This window comes from Aequorivita lipolytica (assembly GCF_007997135.1).
GTDB lineage: Bacteria > Bacteroidota > Bacteroidia > Flavobacteriales > Flavobacteriaceae > Aequorivita > Aequorivita lipolytica.
On sequence record NZ_VORU01000013.1, the window covers coordinates 60,848 to 81,248 of the forward strand.

The window sequence follows — 20,401 nt, forward strand, 5'->3', positions numbered from 1 at the left end:
AATGCAAAACGATTTGAGAATAGTGTTTATGGGAACCCCAGATTTTGCTGTCGGGATTTTAAAAGAAATGGTTGAAATTGGTAAAAATATTGTTGGTGTAATCACTGCGCCAGATAAGCCAGCTGGCCGCGGCAGAAAGCTAATGGGTTCCGCCGTTAAAGACTATGCAGTTTCACAAAACTTGAAAGTGCTCCAGCCTACAAATTTAAAGGATGAATTTTTTTTGAAAGAATTAGAAGGCCTAAACGCAAATCTTCAGGTTGTGGTGGCTTTCCGAATGCTTCCCAAAGTGGTTTGGCAAATGCCCGCATTAGGCACTTTTAATCTTCACGCATCGCTCCTTCCGCAATATAGAGGTGCAGCGCCGATAAATTGGGCCATAATTAATAATGAGGAAAAAACAGGCGTAACTACTTTTTTTATTGATGAAAAGATTGATACGGGCTCCATAATAGCAAATAAAGAAGTTGCGATTGCGCAAAATGAAACCGCCGAAACACTGCACGATAAATTAATGGAGACGGGCAGCCATTTGGTTTTGGAAACACTTGAATTAATTGAAATGGGGAATGCGAATCCAAGGATGCAGCCAAAAAGCAGTGATCTAAAGGATGCGCCAAAACTTACTGCTGAAAACACAAGAATAGACTGGACGAAACCTGGGACAGCGATAGCTGCTTTTATAAGAGGCCTTTCTCCATATCCGGTTGCGTGGTCTATTCTTTATAATAGTAATGAAGAACTAAAAATAAAAATCTATACGGCGAGTTTTGAAAAGATGGATCACAAACTTGAACCGGGAGTTATCCAAACTTCGAAAAAAGAACTTAAAGTGGCCTGTCCGGACGGATACATTATTATTAAAGACATACAACTTCCCGGAAAACGGAAAATGGAAGTTTCTTCACTTCTAAACGGGTATTCTTTTGATGAAGATTCCAAACTATCGTAAACCCTTGTCAGTGTTGATTTGGTTAAAATCACATAAAAAAGCGCTATGTTTATTAACAAACAGTCCAAGTTATCAACAAAAATACGGATTTCCTGCGTGGTTACTTGCCTGAACGGATATTCCTGTTAAATTTGTAGGGCAATTAATCGAAGTTTAACCAACAATTTAATTTAAAAAAATTATGAACAAATCAGATTTAATCGATGCAATGGCAGCTGATGCCGGAATTACAAAGGCTGCTGCCAAGAAATCTTTAGAGTCTTTCTTAGGTAACGTTGAAAATTCACTTAAAAAAGGTGATAGAGTATCACTTGTAGGATTCGGATCTTGGTCAGTATCAAAAAGAGCTGCTAGAGAAGGTAGAAACCCTCAAACTGGTAAAACCATCAAAATTGCTGCTAAAAAAGTAGTTAAATTCAAAGCTGGTTCAGATTTACAAAACAGTGTAAACTAATTGTAAGATATTTTACAACATTGTTAGTCCTTCTTTTCATTCAATTGAAAGGAAGGACTTTTTTTATTCTATTGATTTATAGTAAATTATATATTCGCAACATTTCATCGTTTTTATTCAATTAAATATAATTTAAACAACGGATTAGTAAATTTTTGGTATTTCTAAATTTATTACTTAGTTTTAATATTCCAAAAAAACGCTATGACCACCTTAAAACCAGAAAGAGGACTATTATTGGTCGCGGAACCCTCCATAATCGGAGATGTTTCCTTCAACCGTTCTGTGGTACTTTTGGCAGAGTATAGCGAAAATGGATCTGTAGGTTTTATTCTCAATAAGCCTTTGCAGTACAAGCTTCGCGATTTTGTACCGGAGATAAATTCAAAGCTTCCTGTATTTAATGGAGGTCCTGTAGAGCAGGACAATCTTTACTTTATTCATTGCATTCCTGAAATTATTCCAGACAGTATCGAAATATCCAGCGGTATTTATTGGGGCGGAGATTTTAGCGCAATTATAGATTTGCTGAAGGAAGACAAATTGAAAAAGGACCAAATACGCTTTTTTCTTGGCTATTCTGGTTGGGAAAGTGAACAACTAGAACAGGAGCTGGAAGTAAACAGTTGGGTTGTGGTTCCAAACAATTATAACAATGGGATTATTGGCAAAACCAATATCAACTTTTGGAAAGAAAAGATGATTGAGTTTGGTGGCGACTATATATTATGGTCCAACGCCCCAGAAAATCCCAGTTTCAATTAACCCATCCGTGCTTTGAGATTTAATTTTGGCAACAATACTTTTGCCATAGTATCAACAAATTTCTTTTTTCTATATTTTGTAACGGGAACAATACCTTGTATGGTATTGGTTATGAAAATTTCATCTGCCTTTTGAAGTTCGAAGGGTGAAATTGAAGTTTCCTCCAAAATATAGTCCGGTAGCATTTTAATGATTGAGATAAGCTGCTTGCGTAAAATACCGTTTAAACAACCATCTGAAAGCGGAGGCGTTTTTATAATCGTGCCCGATATTAAAAATATATTTCCGTTTAATGCCTCCACAACTTGTTTATTTTCATTTAGTAATAAGCAATTCTCATAATCGTTTTCTTTGGCATAAATACTTCCTAAAATATTTATAAGCCTGTTATTCGTTTTTAAGGTTGATAGCAATCCAGATGTTATAAAATGGTCTTTAAAAAGTTCGATTTCATATCGTTTTTCATTTAAAACATAAAAAGGATTGTGTAATTTTTCAAATGAAATGGCGTATTCAACGTCATTAGTCTCTGGTGTATATTTTCCACCTGTTTTGCGCCAAACGAGTAATTTTACACGATAAGATCCATCTTTTTTTTCTATTGATTTGAGCGTTCGTAATATTTCGTCTTCCAGAAATTCCATTGTAAATTTCATAGGTATTTCCATTCGAAGGATTCGCATTGATGCCATCAAACGAAAATAGTGGTCTTCCCAGAAATAAATTTTTCCGCCTGAGAACCTGAGGGTTTCAAAAACAGCATCGCCGTAATTTAGGCCTCTATTATCAAAAGTAATATTGGCTTCATTGTGAGATTTTATTGTTCCGTTTAAATTTACCATAAAAAAACCGTCCTTTTTTAATGGACGGTGCAAAGGTATTATAAATTAAAGATTTTTTTAAACTGAACCCAGGATTGACTTCAAATTGGAAATCATATTATCCCAAAGCATTTTACCTTCTTCAACTTCATCTTCTTCGGCAAAATCAGTAACCATTAATGAAACATCTTTTGTTATTTCATCAACCTGAATTCGCAGCTCAAAGTAAAACTCTTCGTCTTCATCTTCTATCCATCTAAATTTGATGCGCTCCGGACTTTTTTTACTGAGTAACTTTGCGCGCTCCTCACTTCCAGACCAGATAAATGTATAAAATTCGCCTCTTGAGTTTACGTTGTCTGCATACCATTCGGAAAGTCCCGAAGGCGTTGATATATATTGATATAAAAGTGAAGGGGAAACCTGAATGGGAAATTCCATTTCATATTTTATTTTATCTTCCATAGCTTTCTGTTAGTTGATGCCCAATATATATATATTAATCTTAACCTCAAATGAAAGATTGAAAATTTTTTATTTAAAAAGTACGTAACAAAGAATTAAATAATTTGAACAAAACCGAAATATATATTTGTCGCAGATAATTTTGTTTCTATCTTTGCAGCCGCTTAGGCATAAAGCTTGTGTGCAATAAACATGGCGAGGTAGCTCAGTTGGTTAGAGCGTCGGATTCATAACCCGGAGGTCGGGGGATCGTGCCCCCCTCTCGCTACTAAAAATCCCCAAAGATTAATTCTACGGGGATTTTTTTATGGAAATAATTTGTGAGCGAACATATTGCGATCCGTCAGAAACACCCTTCAAAACTGGAAATATTTTCCGTTGGTCGAAAACTTCTTGTGAATTTGGCTAATATTATTACATTTGTTAAAATCAAGTTAATAAATAATTGAGAAACAGATTCATATAGGTGGTAGAAAAGGTTAATTTTACAATTGAACCTTTAAAACCTATATTATGAAAAATTATTTATTTGCAATCGTAATGCTAGCCGGTCTAGCTTTTAGCTGTACCCCAGAAAATCAAATTAGTGATGAGCAACAAATCGACAAACACAAAGTTTGCCCCCCAGGAGACCGAAACTGTAACGGGATTCTTGACTCTAACGAATAAATCAAAAATTAGTGTTTATTTAATAGCAGTTGCGGTTTTGGCGGTGATATCTCCATTTCTCCACGTGTTATATCTTATTGATGACAAAGAGGGCATATTTGGATTTTCATATATGTCCTCTTTTATGTATTCATTAAGTCTTCCAACTATGGCTTTATGCTCTGGTTTGTTGTTAAAATATGTAGGAACGTTATTACCTCATTTTAATTTATATTTTAAATATATAAGCTATTCTTTTCTTTTTGTTGGTATATTTTTTATGGTTTATACGTTTGTTCCAATGTTTGATTTTTCCACATCAATTTATTTTACTGGCTTGTTGGTAGTTTCAGTTATTTTAACTGTTGCATCACATTATTTACACAAAGCTGTCTTAACTACAGAAGAACGCCTTAAAAAAATTATATCAAAACTTTTCGACTTTATAATTCTTGAAACTCCCCGCAAACATGTTTCAGAGGAAAAACAGATTGATTATGTTATTTCCTACGAGAAGATTATCAACGAAATCGGGGACGAATGAATGATACTTTAAAAAGCTTAAGAAAACTGCGAATAGCCGGGATGCTCTCTGAGTCTGCGCTCCAGGAAGTTGAAAATAGATTGCTGCAAAAACCAAATCAAGAGGTTTTGCAATCTGTTGGGGAAATATAATTAAGTTATCTTATCGAAGATGTTTTTCCAAGTCTGAATATGTAACCTCAGATTGTTCACCACTTTTCATATTTTTAAGAGTGAAAGATTGCGCTTCCATTTCCTTTTCACCAGCCAAAACGGTAAAAGGAATATTGCGCTTATCTGCATAGCCCATTTGTTTACCCATTTTTGCAGCATCGGGATATAACTCAGCTTTAACACCAACTTTACGTAGGCTATTTATGGCTTTCATTGCGTACAAAGCTTCCTTCTCACCAAAATTTATAAAAAGCGCTTTGCTGTTTTCCGCAGCGGTTTCTGGGAAAAGATTAAGTTCTTCCAAAACCAAATAAATACGGTCTAAGCCGAAAGAAATCCCCACACCACTCATATCTTTTAAGCCGAAAATCCCTGTGAGATCGTCATACCTCCCGCCGCCGCCAATGCTGCCCATATTTACTTCTGCGGGTGCGGAAACTTCAAAAATAGCTCCGGTGTAATAATTTAAGCCGCGGGCTAGCGTAACATCTATTTGAAGTGAAGCCGCCGCTAGTGCAAGTATTTCAATATTTTTAGTGATAAACTCGAGTTCTTCAACACCCTTCATTCCCAAATTTGAATTAATAAGCATATTTTTTAATAAACTCAGTTTTTCATTATTGTCACCTTTGAATGAAAACAGCGGTTGTAATTTTTGAAGCGCATCTTCAGAAATACCTTTTTCGCGCATTTCTTTTTTAACCCCTTCCTCTCCTATTTTATCCAGCTTGTCCAAAGCAACGGTAAAATCTATCAACTTGTCTTCCGCGCCAATGGTTTCGGCTATGCCGCTCAATATTTTTCGGTTGTTTATTTTTATGGTTACATCTTTTAAACCAAGTTTACTGAAAACAGCATCGTAAAGTTGCACAAACTCCACTTCCTGCCATAGCGAGGTTGAACCCACTACATCTGCATCGCATTGAAAAAACTCGCGGAAACGACCTTTTTGTGGTCTGTCTGCACGCCAAACGGGTTGAATTTGGTAGCGTTTAAAAGGAAACGTTATTTCATTTTGATGCTGAACCACATAACGCGCAAAAGGGACCGTAAGATCGTAGCGAAGTGCTTTTTCAGAAATTTTTGCAGTTATTTTATTGCTATCCTTTTCGGAATACAATTTATCGTCAACTTTTGATAGATAATCTCCACTATTCAAAATCTTAAAAATCAGACGATCACCCTCTTCGCCATATTTACCCATTAAGGTTTCACTATTTTCAAAAGAAGGCGTTTCAATAGGTTGAAAGCCGTAAAGTGAAAATGTTTCTTTAATGGTGCTGAAAATATAATTGCGACGCGATACTTCTTCAGGATTGAAATCGCGCGTGCCTTTTGGGATGGATGGTTTTTTCAAAATTTGATATTCAAGGTTCAAAGTTTAACCCTTCGGCTGCGCTCAGGGTACATTTAAAAAATTAAAAGTCCAAAGTCTCGATAATCTTGTGCCTTCAATTTCAATATCGCAAATATCTTAAATAATAGTAACTTTATCCAACTTTTAGAGTCTAATGAGAAACACAAACAAAAAATATGTTTTCACTTTTCTGGGAAAATGTTCGTATAGCGCTAGATTCCATTAAAAGCCAACTTTTACGGACTATCCTCACCATAGTTATTATTGGCATTGGCATATGGGCGCTCGTGGGCATTTTAAGCGCCGTAGCGGCACTGGAAAACACTATTTCGGGCAATTTTGCGTCTATGGGCTCTAATACGTTTAATATACAGCAGTATGAATTTACGGTGCAAACCAGGAATAGTGGCGAGCGCGAAAAAATAAACCCGATTATTAGTTATAATGATGTGCGCGAATTTACGGACAACTATACATATCCATTCACCAAAACATCCCTATCTTTTATAGGAACTACAGCTGCCGAAGTGAAATATGGTTCTGAAAAGACCGATCCCGAGGTACGCATTTATGGCGTAAACGAAAACTATCTTGAAAACACTGGAACCGAGGTTGACCGTGGTAGAAATTTCACAATTTTCGACGTTCAAAATAATAATAAGGTCTGTTTGATAGGTTCTGATTTTGTAAAAAATCTTTTTGAGAATGAAGATCCCATCAATAAAACAATTAGTATTCGCGGAGTGAAATTCAAGATTGTTGGCCTTTTGGAATCCAAAGGCTCTTCTTTTGGAAACAATCAGGATTTAAAGGTTTTAATACCGGTACAGGTAGCTCGCGGAATATTTACACAACCCAATATTAACTACAACATTAGCGTAAAAGTTGATGACAAACAAATGATGGAGGCCGCTCAAGATGAGGCAATCATAACTTTTAGAAATATACGTGGTCTCAATCCAGTGGAGGAAAATAATTTTGGAATAGAACGAAGCGACGATTTAATAAACCGGATTTCGATGATTACGGGCTATTTGGAAGCAGCGGCTTGGATTATTAGTATCATCACTATTCTAGGTTCCTCCATCGCCTTGATGAATATTATGCTAGTTTCCGTAACCGAAAGAACCCGCGAAATTGGTGTACGGAAGGCTATGGGCGCTAAACGCTCAACAATTTCCACACAGTTTTTTATGGAAACAATTGTAATTGGCCAGTTTGGGAGTATTTTGGGGATTATACTTGGGGTACTAACGGGCTTTGCTTTTGCTAAAATCTTCGATTTTGAATTTACCCTTCCGTGGACGGCAATGATTTGGGCAACTATTATCACCTTTATTGTAGCTGTAATTGCTGGCTCCTATCCCGCAGCAAAAGCAGCTCGCTTGGATCCTATTGAAAGTTTGAGGTACGAATAAGGAGACATTTTGGCTCCGTTCAAGACCGGAACTGTTAAAATATTCAATAATAAAATCGGACTAATCCGGGTGGCCGGGCGAAGCCGAGGCTACTTAGTCACTCAATAAATCACCAAAGTAGCTATAAAGCTCTCCTTTAGTAATTACCGCTCCTTGTTGGATCAACACGAAAAGATCTTTGTTGCGATCATCAGTTATGGCCTTGGTTGAAGTGTAAAGGCTTACCGCATCATTATGTAAATTCTGCTGAAGCCATTTGTAGCCATAATCTGTAGTTATATCAATGCTATCATCTTCAACTTTTATAGCTATCAATTCCATAAAAGCTTCAGTAATATGAAAAAGCATTAATTGTTTCGGTGAAATGTGTTCTAGATAGTTCACTTTATTCAAAACTCCTTCCCAAATAAGGTCACTGAAAATGTCTAATTCCTGCTCGGCAACTTCTGGTTTTTCAAACTTCAGCTTTTTCCATTCATCAGCTGTGATAGATTGCGTTGCAAGAAAGTTTATAAATTCTTGATGCAGTTCTTCAAATTGTTCCTTTGTTAATCTGGCGTATTTCATATCAGTTCTCAATTATCTGTTCTAAGGGGAGAGATTTTTAAAACAAAAAACCTTCCCCGAAAAACGGGAAAGGTTTTATAACACTAATTTTATTATTTATTCAGCTTCCGATGTATCTTCCGAATTATCGTCTGATTTAGCTTTTACCTCTGGTTTTGCTTTTGGTTCCGGTTTAGCTTTAACTTCTGGTTTTGCTTCCGCAACTACTTCAAAGGTGAAGTTGCTCACAACATCTCTGTGAAAACGGATAGTAGCATCGTAAGGTCCGGTACGTTTAATAGCGCCACCGGCAATATTAATGTATTTTTTCTCGATAGAAACACCTTCTTTTTCTAGTGCTTCGGCAAGATCTCCATTAGTAACTGAACCAAACAGTTTATCACCTTCACCAGTTTTGGCAGTGATTTTAATGTCAAGACCATTCAATTTTTCAGCTTGTGTTTTGGACTCATCAACCACTTTCTTTTCTTTGAAAGCGCGTTGCTTTAAAGTTTCTGCCAATACTTTTTTAGCCGAAGGGGTTGCTAATACTGCGTGCCCTTGTGGAATCAAAAAGTTTCTTCCAAAGCCGTTTTTTACAGTTACAAGATCATCTGTAAATCCCAGATTTTCTACGTCTTTTTTTAATATAAGTTCCATAATGTTCTCTGGTTTTTTATTTTAATAAATCGGCTACGTAAGGCATAAGTGCTAAATGGCGCGCTCTTTTAACGGCAACAGCCACTTTTCGCTGATACTTTAATGAGGTTCCGGTAAGTCTTCTTGGAAGGATTTTACCCTGCTCGTTCACAAATTTCAATAAGAAATCCGGATCTTTATAGTCAACATACTTAATACCGGATCTCTTGAAACGGCAGTATTTTTTAGCTTTGTTTGTCTCAATGTTAAGTGGAGTAAGATATCTAATCTCTCCGTCCTTTTTCCCTTTTGCTTGTTGTTGTAATGTGGCCATAATTTAAGCTGATTTTTTAGTTCGGTTTCTTCTTTTTTCCGCCCAAGCAATTGCGTGCTTGTCTAGGCTCACTGAAAGGTAACGCATAAAACGCTCGTCCCTTTTAAATTCAGTTTCAAGTTCGTTTACGGTCTCGCCATCAACGGTGTACTCAAATAGGTGATAAAACCCACTTTTTTTGTTCTGGATTGGGTAAGCAAGTTTTTTCAAGCCCCAATTTTCTTTGGATATCATCTTAGCACCTTTAGAAACAAGAAGATCTTCGTATTTCTTTACTGTTTCCTTTATCTGATCTTCAGATAAAACGGGATTTAAGATGAAAACAGTTTCGTAATGATTCATAAAAAATCTATTAAAATTAATGATTAAAACCTTGGCTTTCTGCCAAAGAGGGTGCAAAAATAATACTTTATTTGGTATTATCAAACCTTAATTTGGAATAGTATTCAAAAATGATGTTTTCAGATAAAGTGTGTATTTCTTTCGATTAAAATCAAAAAAAGTTGCATTTCATCGATTATTTGCATATTATTGCCTTAAGTTAAACCTACTATTGTGGAGAAAACAATACTTAAATGTGCTATTGTAGATGATTCTACGCTGCAAAGGCTTTCCATCGTGAAGCTTATCCAAATGCATCCATCTCTTGAACTTGTTGGCGAATATAAAAATGCCATCGAGGCAAAAATGGGGCTTGCTTCAACAGAAATAGACCTAATCTTTCTCGATATTGAAATGCCCATTCTCTCTGGGTTTGATCTTCTTGATGATATTGATAGAAAACCACAGGTAATTTTTGTTACGGGAAAAACCAAATATGCCTTTAAAGCTTTTGATTATGATGCCGTTGATTATCTCAGGAAACCAATCGCTAAAGATCGTTTTTTAAACGCTGTTCACAAGGCAATCACTAATTTTAAGTTGAAAAATGAAGAAGGCTTTGATGATGAAGATTTCATCTTTGTAAAAAGCAATCTGAAAAAGCGAAAAGTTTTCTTGAACGAACTACGCTATATTGAAGCTTTGGGTGATTATGTAAAACTTGTAACAGAGCACGAATCACTCGTTGTACTATCTACCATGAAAGCATTTCAAGCGCTTTTGCCTAATGAACGTTTTCTTAGAATACACAAATCGTACATCGTAAACTTAGACAAGGTACAGCGTTACAATAGCAAAACCATTGAGCTAGACAAAGACCAACTGCCATTGAGTAGAAACCGAAAGGCAGATTTAATCGATGCTTTGGCAGCCACCCAAAACGCCTAATAATTATCTACATCAATATTAACGCGAACGCTTGAAAATTCTTTGATTGAATTAAAGCTGCGTTGCACGTTCTCTATATATTTTTTCGTCTTCTCTAAAGACTGATTCTTAGGAATTTTCACAAGAAGATTGATGATGTATTTGTTTTTAATTCTTCCTACTGGCGGCGGTTCTGGTCCTAAAACATTTTCCTTGAATTGCATTTCCAACGCCTGTCCAAACCAAGTAGAGGCTTTTTGAACTCGTGTTAAATCTTTATCTTTAAAAACAATTTTTATTGTCCGGTAAAATGGCGGATACTTATAATTGTAGCGCTCTTCCGATTGTTCCTTATACATCCCTTCATAATCGTTCACACTAACTTGTTTCAGAATTTGATGGTACGGATTATACGTCTGGATTAAAACTCTGCCGCGTTTGTGGGTGCGCCCTGCCCTACCCGAAACTTGCTGAAGCAGCTGGAAACTACGTTCGTGTGCTCGAAAATCCGGAAAATTCAAAAGATTGTCGGCGTTCATAACTCCTACCAAACTTATGTTTCTGAAATCCAAACCTTTGGCTAGCATCTGTGTACCCACCAAAATATCAATCTCCTCGTTTTCCAAAGCCTCTATTAATTTGGAATAGGAATGTTTGCCTTTGGTGGTGTCCTGATCCATTCGGGCAACTTTATTATTTGGAAACAACGTTCTCAATTCTGTTTCTATCTGTTCGGTTCCAAAACCCTTAGTATCCAAAGTTTCACTTCCACAGGCAATGCAACTTTGCATCATCGCCATATTATAACCACAATAATGACAGCGCAACTGATTTTTATGTTGGTGGAAGGTTAAGCTTACATCACAATTAGGGCATTGCGGCGAAACTCCACAAGTGGTGCATTCCACAACGGGTGAAAAACCTCTTCTATTTTGAAATAGGATTATTTGTTCGCCATTTTTTAAAACCTCGCGCATTTCTTCCAGCAAACGATCGCTGAAATGGCCGGTCATTTGCTTTTTTCGCGTCTTTTCTTTTATGTCTACCAGTTCAATTTCTGGCATCAGCACATTTCCGAAGCGCTTTTTCAACGTTACCAATCCAAACTTACCAGATTTGGCGTTGTGATAACTTTCCAGTGAAGGTGTTGCAGAGCCCATTAACAGCTTCGCTTTTTGAAGATTCGCCAAAACAATTGCACTATCACGGGCATTATAACGCGGCGCCGGGCTGTATTGTTTAAATGAAGGCTCGTGCTCTTCATCAACTATTATAAGTCCCAAATTTTTAAAAGGTAGAAATAAGGATGAGCGTGCACCAATCACTATTTGCGCTTTCGGTTTTTCGGAGAGTACATTATTCCAAACCTCAACCCTTTCGTTTACAGAAAATTTGGAATGATAAACTGCTATCTTTTCACCGAAATACTTTTGCAAACGAGTTATCAATTGTGTTGTCAATGCAATTTCGGGTAGCATGTATAAAACTTGCTTTCCCGAGGCAATCGCTTCTTCAATAAGGCGGACGTAGATTTCTGTTTTTCCGCTTGAAGTAACGCCGTGTAGCAAAACCACATCGTTGGTTTCAAAAGAAATTTTAATTTCGTCATATGCTACCATCTGGGCTTCATTCAGCGTTTTAATTTCTGAAGAAGCTTCACCCGAAAACTCAACACGATCTTGCTGAATAAAATATTCTTCTAAAATCCCTTTGTCTATCAATGCTTTCAAGGTTGCCGCAGAGGCTTCGCTTTTCTTTTGAAGCATCGTGGAACTAATAGCTTTTTTAGTTTTGGTGTTCAGCATAAAAAGATGCATTAGCACCTCTCGCTGCTTGTGCGCGCGGGTTAGTGAATCTAAAAGCTCACGCAGTTTTTCTTCGGAGGTATATTCAGTAGCAAGTTTTATGTAGCGTTTTAGTTTTGGCGTGTATTGCTCATAAACGGTTTCCTCTATTTCTACGAAACCTTTTTCAAACAGTTTTTGAATTATTGAAACCACATTCTTTTTATCGAGAATGGAGCGTACGTCGTTTATATGGAGCGAAGATTGATGCTGTAAGGCTTCAAAAACTAAAAATTCTTCGTCAGAAAGTGAATTTTCGTCCCACTGCTTTTCCGAAGAAAGTTTTATGATTGTTTCACTTTCCAGCAAAAACGCACTGGGCAGCGCGGCTTTTATTACTTCACCTAAAGAACACATATAATATCCTGCTAGCCACTCCCAATGTTTTATTTGCTGGGTAGTAATAATTGGCTCCTCATCCAAAATATGGTCTATGGATTTTGTTTCATAACCCACAGGCGGCTGATCATGTACTTGATAAACAATGCCCGTATAGACTTTCGATTTTCCAAATGGAATTGCCACGCGCATGCCTTGTTTTAAAAAGGCAGCCTCATCTTTGTTCACGCTATAGGTGAAAGTCTGTTTCAGCGGAATTGGGAGAATGACGTCTATAAAGTACAAAAGGGAAACGGTTTTTGGGTTATAAGTTTATATAATCGTTTTTATTATTCTGAATAAAAAATTCCTTGGATTCACTCAAAATAAAAAAGGCCGCCAAATTTGGCAGCCTAAAGATAGTGCTTTTAATATTTTACTTAACGCGCTGCCAAGTTTGTGTTCTTCCCAAAAGAGAGAAACCTATGTAGCCACGCACATTTAATGTATTGGCCCCATCAAGTTCTATATAGCACTTGTAAACCTTACCATTATTAGGGTCGGTGATGGTACCGTCGTTGTATTCATCGCCATCTTTTTCTAGACCTTTTATTATTACAAGCCCCATAACAGGTTTGTTTTTGTCGCTGCCAGTACATTCCGTACAAGTTAAATCTCGCTTCGAGGCATCAAAAATTTCGACAACCTTCCCATATATCTTTCCATTTTGCTTATAGATTTCAACTACAGATTTTGCTTCGCCCGTTTCATCGTCAATGGTTTTCCATTTTCCGGTCACATCCTGTGCGGTGGCGGTCAATACTGTTAAAGCAATTAGGGAGAAAGTTAAAATTATTTTTTTCATAGTACAAAAATTTAGGTTTATAGTTAAAGTTTATCTTTTAGTCGCCTTATTGAAATATTCAATTCAAAGCCCAGCAACAAGAGGTTTGCATTTATCCAAATATATAACATCAAAATTAAAAGTGCGCCGATGGAACCATATAACTCGTTATAATTTGAAAAATTATTGATATAGACCCCAAAAAAATAAGTTGTCAATACAAAAAGTATCGTGGTCGTTACCGCTCCAATAGAAAAGAAACGCGAATATTTTCCTTCCTTCGTTCCAAAATAATATAAGGTGGCGATAACCACATATATCATTATTAAAAAGACGACAAATTGAAAGAACTGAATCCAGAAAACATCATTCTTTATGTACGCTCTGGACTGAAGGTCGTGAATAATATATTCGCCGTAAAGGATGACCCCCACAGTGGCTAACAACAACAATGCCAAGAAAATGGAAACAACCAATGCCACAAAATACTGTCTAAAAAAGGAGCGGTTAATATTTACGTGAAAAGAATGTTCAAAAGCACTGAAAATTGCATTTACGCCATTGGTTGATAAAAAGATTGATAGAAAAAATACAATTGATAGTAAGCCCGCTCTAGGATTTACAGCAATATCAGCTATAACTGGATAAAAAAATTGTGTGGTTTGTGCGGGCAAAAGGGCTTCAAAAAATATAAGGAATCGTGTTTGGAAACCTGCTATAGGAATGTATGGTATAAGATTAAGCAGAAGCAATAAAAAAGGAAAAAGCGCAAGAAAAAAACTATAAGCTATGGAACTTGCACGAAAGGAAAACGTTCCCTTTAAAACGCCTGTTCCATAAACATCAAGTAAATTATACAGTGAAAAATCGCCAAGTCCGGGTAGTTTTATTCTTTTACTGAACTTTATCAAATCCCGAATTACCGGAATGTTTATTTCCTTTTGTTCTTCTTCGCTCATTTAACAGCTTTTAGGCTAAGATCCATATTATATACGGAATGCGTCAATGCGCCGCTAGATATATAATCTACACCGCATTCTGCATATTTCCGCGCTGTTTCTAAAGTGATGCCACCGCTGGATTCGGTAAGGCTTTTTCCGTTTATTAGCTCAACTGCTTTTCGGGTATCTTCGTAATTGAAATTGTCTATCAGGATTCTGTAAACACCTTCAGTCCTTAATATTTCTTCTATTTCGGCAAGGTTTCTGGCCTCTACTATTATTTTAAGATCGAGGTGATTGTTTTCCAAATAGCGCTTTGTCTTTTCAATAGCCTTTGTTATTCCACCGCAGAAATCTATGTGGTTGTCTTTTAGCATCACCATATCATAAAGTGCGAAACGGTGGTTCTCCCCGCCCCCTATTTTTACTGCCCATTTTTCCAAAACGCGTATTCCGGGCGTGGTTTTTCGGGTGTCGAGGATTTTGGTATTTGTACCTTCCAATAGTTTTACGTACTCATTTGTTTTGGTGGCAATGGCGCTCATACGCTGCATAGCGTTTAGCACCAGCCTCTCCGACTTTAAAATCGACTGCGAAAGTCCCGAAACGTAAAAACATACATCGCCATATTTCACTGGGCTACCATCTTTTATTTTAATGTCTAGCACCAGTCCCGGGTCAACATATTCAAACACTTGACGGGCAAAATCTATCCCGGCGATTATGCCTTCATCCTTTACCAAAAGTTTTGCGCTGCCACGCGCATCTTCTGAAATGCAGGCCAGTGAACTGTGGTCGCCATCGCCTACATCTTCGCGGATTGCGTTGGCGATAATAATATCTATTTCTTTGTTGAATTGTTTTTCTGAAATCATAGCAAGGAAATTTCAGCTAAAATAATAAAAAGAAGTGGCAGTATTCAGTTTCAGTTGGCAGTTATTGAAAAACCTTCGTTTCGGCTTCGCTCATTGACCAACAAAATAACTTGAAACAATTAATCTTTGTATTTTTGGGTTTCGAAAAATGTTTCAATGAAAATAACGCTACTCGCCATTGGCAAAACGGACAATAACCAACTGCAAACCTTGATGGACGACTACACCAAGCGGTTGGGGTTTTATATTTCTTTTGAAATGGAAATGATTCCGGATGTAAAGAATGCTAAAAATCTTTCAGAAATGCTTCAAAAACAAGCCGAAGGTGAAGAAATTTTAAAGCGAACCACTACGGCTGATGTTTTAATTCTTTTAGATGAAAAAGGAAAAATGCTAACCTCGGAAGGGTTTGCAGAGTTTCTTCAGAAAAAAATGAACAGTGGGCTGAAGAATCTCATCTTTGTGATTGGTGGACCGTATGGGTTTAGTGAAGCGGTTTACGAACGCGCCAATGGAAAAGTTTCACTTTCTTCCATGACCTTTTCGCACCAAATGGTTCGGTTATTTTTTATTGAACAGCTTTATCGGGGGTTTACTATTTTAAGGAATGAACCGTATCATCATAGATAGTTGGATTGTTTGATAGTTGGATTGTTTGATAGTTGGATTGTTAGATAGTTGGATTGTTTGATTGTTAGATAATTGGATGGTAAGATTTTTAGATAGCTTGATCTACCACTGACAATCTATGAAATCTGTGAACATGTGAAACAATAACCCTACTGCTATTATTCTTGTTTTCTTAAAAAATAATAATACCACATAAACTGCCATTGCCCAATAAGTGTGCAGCGGATGGAAATTGATGCTGCAACGGCCTGGTTCAAAAATGGGGGTGGCGAAAAGGTGATCTAAATCTACTAGCATTGTAGCGAGCATAATCAGCCACGCTTTTTTCCATTCTTTTCTGAAAAAAATATAAGCAATTAAACCTGGAACCAAAAGATGAAGCGTGTAATGTAAAAGGGTTTGGAGCATTGGCAGGTTTAAGGTTTAACCATTTTTGCCAAAAGTACTATCTGTCCCAAATGGTATGCGTCGTGCTGGATAATGCCGTGGATATGTTGATAATAAGTAAGCTTATTTACTGAATATTCTTTTGCGAAATCTGTTTCATTAAAAGTACTAAGAAAATAGAGCCATTCCTTTTGGGTTCTTTCCAAAACGTTGAGAGTTTGTTGCCACGCTTCTTCCGAAGGGTCATTTATTTTATCTATATAATTATTAGACGGGGTTTGGAGTACCTCGCCCTGTACTCTTTTTAGCACGTTTTCGCGCCAGGCTATTATGTGGTTTACTATTTCCCAAATAGTGTTGCCGTCTTTTATTGGGCGTTGGGCGGCTTGCGCTGCCGTAATAAAACTAAGGGTGTCATCTAGGGTTACGTCCAGCCAGGGATGGCCATGGTATAAATCTGTAAAAAGGGTTTGGATGCGGTGGGTTTCGTTCATTAGGTTAGATTATCTGTGAATGATTGCACTTTCAAAGATAACGAAATATTTCAGGGAGATTTGATTGCTCTTTTCTAGTTGGGAAGAAGGTCAAGTTTTGCACTTCGGCTTCGCTCAGTAAAGGTGCCAGCGCGTCAGTAGGGTTATGTTTAGGTAATTTTAAATTTTTAGTAATTAAGTTCTATAGACATTTGCAGAACTCCGCCATCATATAAAAATTCAGCGTCAGAAAAAGAAGGAGCACTCAATGTGACCTCTGCACCACTGGAAAAACCATAACCTTCCTTCGGAATCCCTAAAAAATTTTTGTCAAGTTCACCATTGTAGTTTTCATCATGGATCACAGCAATGGCATATTTTCCCGGTAGAACATCTGAAAACTCAAAACTCGCGTCTGTTCCACTTATTTGAGTTATCATAATCTTAGATGCGAATTTTAGGAATTTACCGGGGAAACCTTCACCGGATTCAAAAATTGCACAGGCAATAACCCCAGTATTGTTACTTATATTCTGAATTTTTACATTAACGGAGGGGCATTCCGTCTGAGCAAACCCATTTGACGGCAGCCATACTAAGCTTAGAGCAAGCCAAAAAAGCAGTTGTGAAAATTTTCGGAAAATCGGGGGCTTTTCAGAATACCCTGTATTTTGAGAAAAAAGCTTAAAGGATAGATTATTTAACATTTTACTGTGTTTTTTTGTTTATACGCTAATTTAATCATTTTGAGGGTAAAGTACAAGTCGGTAAGAAGAAATAACGACTATTTTTATATAAATTTTTAATGTTCCTGCTTATTTGTGCAATAATATTTTATGGCTCTGTCATATTTATACCAGTTAAGTTTAAGTGGCGGGAGTTGGGACGCGAAGAATTTTTCCATAGGCATTTCTTTGAAAAAGATATTTGAAATTTATATTTTGATAGAAACTTTAAAAAGTTTAATTTTCGACATTAGAAGCAGTAGTTTAAATAAATATATATGAAAAAAATATACGCAGTAGCATTTTTGTTCTTGGCAACTTCATTTGCACCAAACATGCTTTTCGCACAATGCGGAGATGTAACAATTGAGAGTTTAACAAACCCAGGACCTTTTAACGTTGCCACACTTACCGAAGCAGACGGCCTTAGAAATGGCCCAAATTATTTGGGTGCCACGGTATATTACCCTACAAATGCTACGCCTCCTTTTGCGAGTATCGCCATTGTTCCTGGATTTACGGCACTACCTTCAAGTGTTGCCGAATGGGGCCCGTTTTATGCTTCCCACGGAATTGTTACCATCATAATTGGGACCAACTCTGTTTTTGATTTTCCAGAAGAAAGGGCTGTGGCGCTTATTGACGCTTTAGAAACTATGCGCCAGGAAAACAACCGAAGCTCATCTCCACTAGAAAACAGCCTTGACGTAGACAAATTTGCAGTCAGTGGCTGGTCAATGGGTGGTGGCGGAGCGCAGCGCGCAGCAGTTTTAGACAATACGATTAAAGGTGTGGTTGCTTTGTGCCCTTGGTTGCCTAATGCTTCCTTAAACCACGACAGTCCTGTGTTAATTTTTAGTGGCCAAAATGATCCTACCGCGCCTCCAGCACAGCATGCAGATCTTCATTATGCAGCTACTCCAAATACAACCAACAAACTACTTTTCGAAATTGAAAATGGAAATCATTCGGTGGCTAATACGCCTAACGGCGGTAATGGCGCTGTGGGTAAAATAGCGCTCTCTTGGCTGAAATTATACCTAGATGATAATGATTGTTATTGTCCTCTATTAACAGAGTCACTTTTAGTAGATCCTCCAGCGGCTTCTAAAGTGCTGTCTAGTTTTGAGTGTGAATTGCTTGGTGTGCCTGAAAACAGCTTTGCCATAAATGTATATCCTAACCCTACACACGACTTTGTAACTTTAAATATTTCCAGTACTGCGCATTATGAAGTGTATTCTGCACTAGGCCAACGATTACTTTCTGGAGAACTTACTCAAAATGAAAAGCAGATTGACTTTTCTAATTTTGCTGAAGGAATTTATTATGTGCGGGTAGGAAATGAGACTTTGAAGATTGTTAGGGATTAAGGTTTAGTTTTGATATAGTTTATATAGGCAAAACCCAATCTATCGCATATGCAAGTCTTATAATCTTGCATGTAGTATATCGACTAATTCCTCTATAGTACGCGTAGTTGTAACCTCCACCATAGGGATATTTAAAGATAGGCTCTCTAAAGTCATCAACACAATTTCCGCACGGTCTATAGAGTTTGCACCCCAATCCTTTAATGAATCGGTTATAGGAATGTCCTTACCTTCTAATTCTGGTAAAACCTCCGTTGAGATGCTCATAATAAGTTTAAATATTTCTTCTTTTTCCATGGTATATTATGGTTTGCGGTTAATAACGATGTCACGAGCGGGACGCTCGCGCTTAAAGAAATTAAATAACTCCATTTATAAAGTTCTATTTAATCTTCCTCAAAATATTTTAACTCCGCCTCAAACTCCATAGTTCCGAAGTCTTCTCTGGCAATCAAATAATTTGAGGTAATGATTTCTACCTCATTTTCAGATAATTTTCTGAAATGCCAAATTACCTTTCCAGCATCCTCAAATGGCAAAGTACCGTTTAATTGATCACCATAAAGTCTTTTGACTAAATTGCTTTCCCTTAAACCATTAGATAAAGCTTTAATAAGAATCTCCTTTGTCATTTCATCCTCCTCCTCCATTCCTTGAATTTCTGCGGTAATAATGGTTGCTTCTGTATCTGGAAATGAACCGTTATATGCTTTTCGCAAAAATTGATTAATATTAAATATATCAAAATGTAAAGCCGGGTCCGGATATTCTTCCGCTAACTTATCCAATAACATTTCATTAGCAAGGTTTTGAATCTGACCATCGTTTAATTTATCACTCATTTTATAGGTCAAAATAATTTCTGCAGCTTCTGCCGGTTTATAATCTAAAATGGCCAAAAATAAATAATCCAGAAGTTCATTTTCTGCAATAGCTTCCACATCAGGATAACCAAATTCTTTAAGAAGGTTTTTATAATCAGAATTTTTCCAATAAAAATCCAGTTCGCTGACCTTTTTTAAATCGGTTATTTTAATTTGTATTTTCATAAGTCTTATAATTTTAATAAATGAAAGCCCAAGTTTTACGAATGAGCTGTACCTAATATCGGCAAAAACTACTCCAATTACAAATCGTAATTGGTTTTCTAAAAATAATCCTTTCCATTGAAGTCTCTCATTTTCCAGAAAAGCCAATGATGAAACAAAGATAGTGTCTTTGAAATTATGGGTTTAAACTTTAAAAGGATTCTGGAGGAATAGACACGAGCGGGACGCTCGCGCTAGCGGGGTCTCTAAATTTCCAGAGAAGCCAATGATAAAACAGATATAGTGTCTTTGAAGTTGTGCGTTTAATCTTTAAAAGGATTTTGGAGGAATAGGTATGAGCGGGACGCTCGCGCTAGCGGGAGAAATTATTTATTGGTTTATAAGCGTTAAATATCTCTTTTGAAAGTAATAAAGTGTCAAGGATTTGATAATGAGTATTAAAGATAATATAAAAATAAAAAGCAGAAATATTGAGTCTATTCAATTAAGTGTGTCAATTTATAATTTAATAAATTAGACATATGAAAAATACAGAAATTACTTTGAACATGGAAGCCCTCATTAAACAAATGGGTGATGAGCTTCGTTCTGGTAAACCA

25 protein-coding genes and 1 tRNA gene are annotated in these 20,401 nt (G+C 36.8%); 10 read left to right on the forward strand and 16 right to left on the reverse strand.

Annotated elements, in window-relative coordinates:
• Nucleotide 1 precedes the first annotated feature (1 nt).
• From fmt to ESV24_RS13260, 3 genes are all read left to right on the forward strand, one after another.
• On the forward strand, nucleotides 2-952 hold the full coding sequence (gene fmt / locus ESV24_RS13250; RefSeq protein ID WP_111816823.1) for a methionyl-tRNA formyltransferase: 951 nt from the start codon (nucleotides 2-4) through the stop codon (nucleotides 950-952).
• A 181-nt stretch (nucleotides 953-1,133) separates the two neighbouring features.
• Nucleotides 1,134-1,406, forward strand: a complete 273-nt coding sequence (locus ESV24_RS13255) for an HU family DNA-binding protein (RefSeq protein WP_111816822.1) — start codon at nucleotides 1,134-1,136, stop codon at nucleotides 1,404-1,406.
• A gap of 204 nt (nucleotides 1,407-1,610) precedes the next feature.
• Nucleotides 1,611-2,171, forward strand: coding sequence for a YqgE/AlgH family protein (locus ESV24_RS13260; RefSeq protein ID WP_111816821.1), 561 nt, complete (start codon nucleotides 1,611-1,613; stop codon nucleotides 2,169-2,171).
• Here ESV24_RS13260 and ESV24_RS13265 read toward each other — a convergent pair.
• Complete coding sequence (locus ESV24_RS13265) at nucleotides 2,168-3,013, reverse strand: aminotransferase class IV (RefSeq protein ID WP_111816820.1); 846 nt, start codon at nucleotides 3,011-3,013, stop codon at nucleotides 2,168-2,170. The two genes, ESV24_RS13260 and ESV24_RS13265, sit on opposite strands and share 4 nt — an antisense overlap.
• A 57-nt stretch (nucleotides 3,014-3,070) precedes the next feature.
• Nucleotides 3,071-3,457, reverse strand: coding sequence for an START-like domain-containing protein (locus tag ESV24_RS13270; protein ID WP_111816819.1), 387 nt, complete (start codon nucleotides 3,455-3,457; stop codon nucleotides 3,071-3,073).
• Between the two features lie 194 nt (nucleotides 3,458-3,651).
• Here ESV24_RS13270 and ESV24_RS13275 point away from each other — a divergent pair.
• From ESV24_RS13275 to ESV24_RS15595, 3 genes are all read left to right on the forward strand, one after another.
• Nucleotides 3,652-3,725: transfer RNA gene (locus tag ESV24_RS13275), tRNA-Met, on the forward strand.
• A gap of 321 nt (nucleotides 3,726-4,046) precedes the next feature.
• A complete protein-coding gene (locus tag ESV24_RS13280; protein WP_111816818.1) occupies nucleotides 4,047-4,649 on the forward strand; it encodes a hypothetical protein in 603 nt (200 codons plus the stop codon).
• A complete protein-coding gene (locus ESV24_RS15595; RefSeq protein ID WP_262510039.1) occupies nucleotides 4,646-4,780 on the forward strand; it encodes a hypothetical protein in 135 nt (44 codons plus the stop codon). The genes ESV24_RS13280 and ESV24_RS15595 overlap by 4 nt, the downstream gene beginning before the upstream one ends.
• A gap of 10 nt (nucleotides 4,781-4,790) precedes the next feature.
• Here ESV24_RS15595 and hisS read toward each other — a convergent pair whose 3' ends face one another.
• The gene (gene hisS, locus ESV24_RS13285; RefSeq protein WP_111816880.1) at nucleotides 4,791-6,161 is read right to left on the reverse strand and encodes a histidine--tRNA ligase; all 1,371 of its coding nucleotides are present in this window, start codon (nucleotides 6,159-6,161) and stop codon (nucleotides 4,791-4,793) included.
• 173 nt (nucleotides 6,162-6,334) lie between these two features.
• Between hisS and ESV24_RS13290 the strand changes: the two genes are divergently transcribed.
• Complete coding sequence (locus ESV24_RS13290; protein WP_111816817.1) at nucleotides 6,335-7,576, forward strand: ABC transporter permease; 1,242 nt, start codon at nucleotides 6,335-6,337, stop codon at nucleotides 7,574-7,576.
• 93 nt (nucleotides 7,577-7,669) lie between these two features.
• Here ESV24_RS13290 and ESV24_RS13295 read toward each other — a convergent pair whose 3' ends face one another.
• The 4 genes from ESV24_RS13295 to rpsF form a co-directional block, all read right to left on the reverse strand.
• A complete protein-coding gene (locus ESV24_RS13295) occupies nucleotides 7,670-8,143 on the reverse strand; it encodes a DUF6495 family protein (protein ID WP_111816879.1) in 474 nt (157 codons plus the stop codon).
• A gap of 96 nt (nucleotides 8,144-8,239) precedes the next feature.
• Nucleotides 8,240-8,782 (reverse strand): 50S ribosomal protein L9, encoded by a 543-nt coding sequence (gene rplI, locus ESV24_RS13300; RefSeq protein WP_111816816.1) that lies wholly within the window; start codon nucleotides 8,780-8,782, stop codon nucleotides 8,240-8,242.
• 16 nt (nucleotides 8,783-8,798) lie between these two features.
• Entirely contained in the window at nucleotides 8,799-9,095 is a 297-nt protein-coding gene (rpsR, locus tag ESV24_RS13305; protein ID WP_111816815.1) for a 30S ribosomal protein S18, read from the reverse strand.
• Nucleotides 9,096-9,098: 3 nt separating this feature from the next.
• Nucleotides 9,099-9,437, reverse strand: a complete 339-nt coding sequence (gene rpsF / locus ESV24_RS13310) for a 30S ribosomal protein S6 (RefSeq protein WP_111816814.1) — start codon at nucleotides 9,435-9,437, stop codon at nucleotides 9,099-9,101.
• A gap of 213 nt (nucleotides 9,438-9,650) precedes the next feature.
• Between rpsF and ESV24_RS13315 the strand changes: the two genes are divergently transcribed.
• Entirely contained in the window at nucleotides 9,651-10,364 is a 714-nt protein-coding gene (locus ESV24_RS13315; RefSeq protein ID WP_200829536.1) for a LytR/AlgR family response regulator transcription factor, read from the forward strand.
• Here the strand turns inward: ESV24_RS13315 and priA are convergent.
• The 4 genes from priA to nadC all read right to left on the reverse strand — a co-directional run bounded on the left by priA (nucleotide 10,361) and on the right by nadC (nucleotide 15,165).
• A complete protein-coding gene (priA, locus tag ESV24_RS13320; protein ID WP_111816812.1) occupies nucleotides 10,361-12,811 on the reverse strand; it encodes a replication restart helicase PriA in 2,451 nt (816 codons plus the stop codon). The two genes, ESV24_RS13315 and priA, sit on opposite strands and share 4 nt — an antisense overlap.
• A 130-nt stretch (nucleotides 12,812-12,941) precedes the next feature.
• Nucleotides 12,942-13,370 carry a DUF2147 domain-containing protein gene (locus tag ESV24_RS13325; protein WP_111816811.1) on the reverse strand — a complete coding sequence of 143 codons (429 nt, stop codon included), beginning with the start codon at nucleotides 13,368-13,370 and terminating at the stop codon, nucleotides 12,942-12,944.
• A gap of 23 nt (nucleotides 13,371-13,393) precedes the next feature.
• Nucleotides 13,394-14,308, reverse strand: a complete 915-nt coding sequence (locus ESV24_RS13330) for a YihY/virulence factor BrkB family protein (protein ID WP_111816810.1) — start codon at nucleotides 14,306-14,308, stop codon at nucleotides 13,394-13,396.
• Nucleotides 14,305-15,165 carry a carboxylating nicotinate-nucleotide diphosphorylase gene (nadC, locus tag ESV24_RS13335; RefSeq protein ID WP_111816809.1) on the reverse strand — a complete coding sequence of 287 codons (861 nt, stop codon included), beginning with the start codon at nucleotides 15,163-15,165 and terminating at the stop codon, nucleotides 14,305-14,307. Before nadC ends, ESV24_RS13330 begins: the two co-directional genes overlap by 4 nt.
• Before the next feature lie 156 nt (nucleotides 15,166-15,321).
• Here nadC and rlmH point away from each other — a divergent pair, with 156 nt between their 5' ends.
• Nucleotides 15,322-15,795 carry a 23S rRNA (pseudouridine(1915)-N(3))-methyltransferase RlmH gene (rlmH, locus tag ESV24_RS13340; protein WP_111816808.1) on the forward strand — a complete coding sequence of 158 codons (474 nt, stop codon included), beginning with the start codon at nucleotides 15,322-15,324 and terminating at the stop codon, nucleotides 15,793-15,795.
• Nucleotides 15,796-15,897: 102 nt separating this feature from the next.
• Here rlmH and ESV24_RS13345 read toward each other — a convergent pair whose 3' ends face one another.
• The 3 genes from ESV24_RS13345 to ESV24_RS13355 form a co-directional block, all read right to left on the reverse strand.
• The gene (locus tag ESV24_RS13345; RefSeq protein ID WP_111816807.1) at nucleotides 15,898-16,203 is read right to left on the reverse strand and encodes a DUF6122 family protein; all 306 of its coding nucleotides are present in this window, start codon (nucleotides 16,201-16,203) and stop codon (nucleotides 15,898-15,900) included.
• Between the two features lie 8 nt (nucleotides 16,204-16,211).
• The gene (locus ESV24_RS13350; protein ID WP_111816806.1) at nucleotides 16,212-16,676 is read right to left on the reverse strand and encodes a DinB family protein; all 465 of its coding nucleotides are present in this window, start codon (nucleotides 16,674-16,676) and stop codon (nucleotides 16,212-16,214) included.
• Between the two features lie 167 nt (nucleotides 16,677-16,843).
• Entirely contained in the window at nucleotides 16,844-17,362 is a 519-nt protein-coding gene (locus tag ESV24_RS13355) for a DUF2141 domain-containing protein (RefSeq protein WP_111816805.1), read from the reverse strand.
• Between the two features lie 296 nt (nucleotides 17,363-17,658).
• Between ESV24_RS13355 and ESV24_RS13360 the strand changes: the two genes are divergently transcribed.
• Complete coding sequence (locus tag ESV24_RS13360) at nucleotides 17,659-18,753, forward strand: T9SS type A sorting domain-containing protein (protein WP_111816804.1); 1,095 nt, start codon at nucleotides 17,659-17,661, stop codon at nucleotides 18,751-18,753.
• A 57-nt stretch (nucleotides 18,754-18,810) separates the two neighbouring features.
• Here the strand turns inward: ESV24_RS13360 and ESV24_RS13365 are convergent, their stop codons facing one another.
• A complete protein-coding gene (locus ESV24_RS13365) occupies nucleotides 18,811-19,050 on the reverse strand; it encodes an acyl carrier protein (protein WP_111816803.1) in 240 nt (79 codons plus the stop codon).
• A gap of 89 nt (nucleotides 19,051-19,139) precedes the next feature.
• Nucleotides 19,140-19,802 carry a hypothetical protein gene (locus ESV24_RS13370; RefSeq protein ID WP_146743182.1) on the reverse strand — a complete coding sequence of 221 codons (663 nt, stop codon included), beginning with the start codon at nucleotides 19,800-19,802 and terminating at the stop codon, nucleotides 19,140-19,142.
• Nucleotides 19,803-20,401 lie beyond the last annotated feature (599 nt).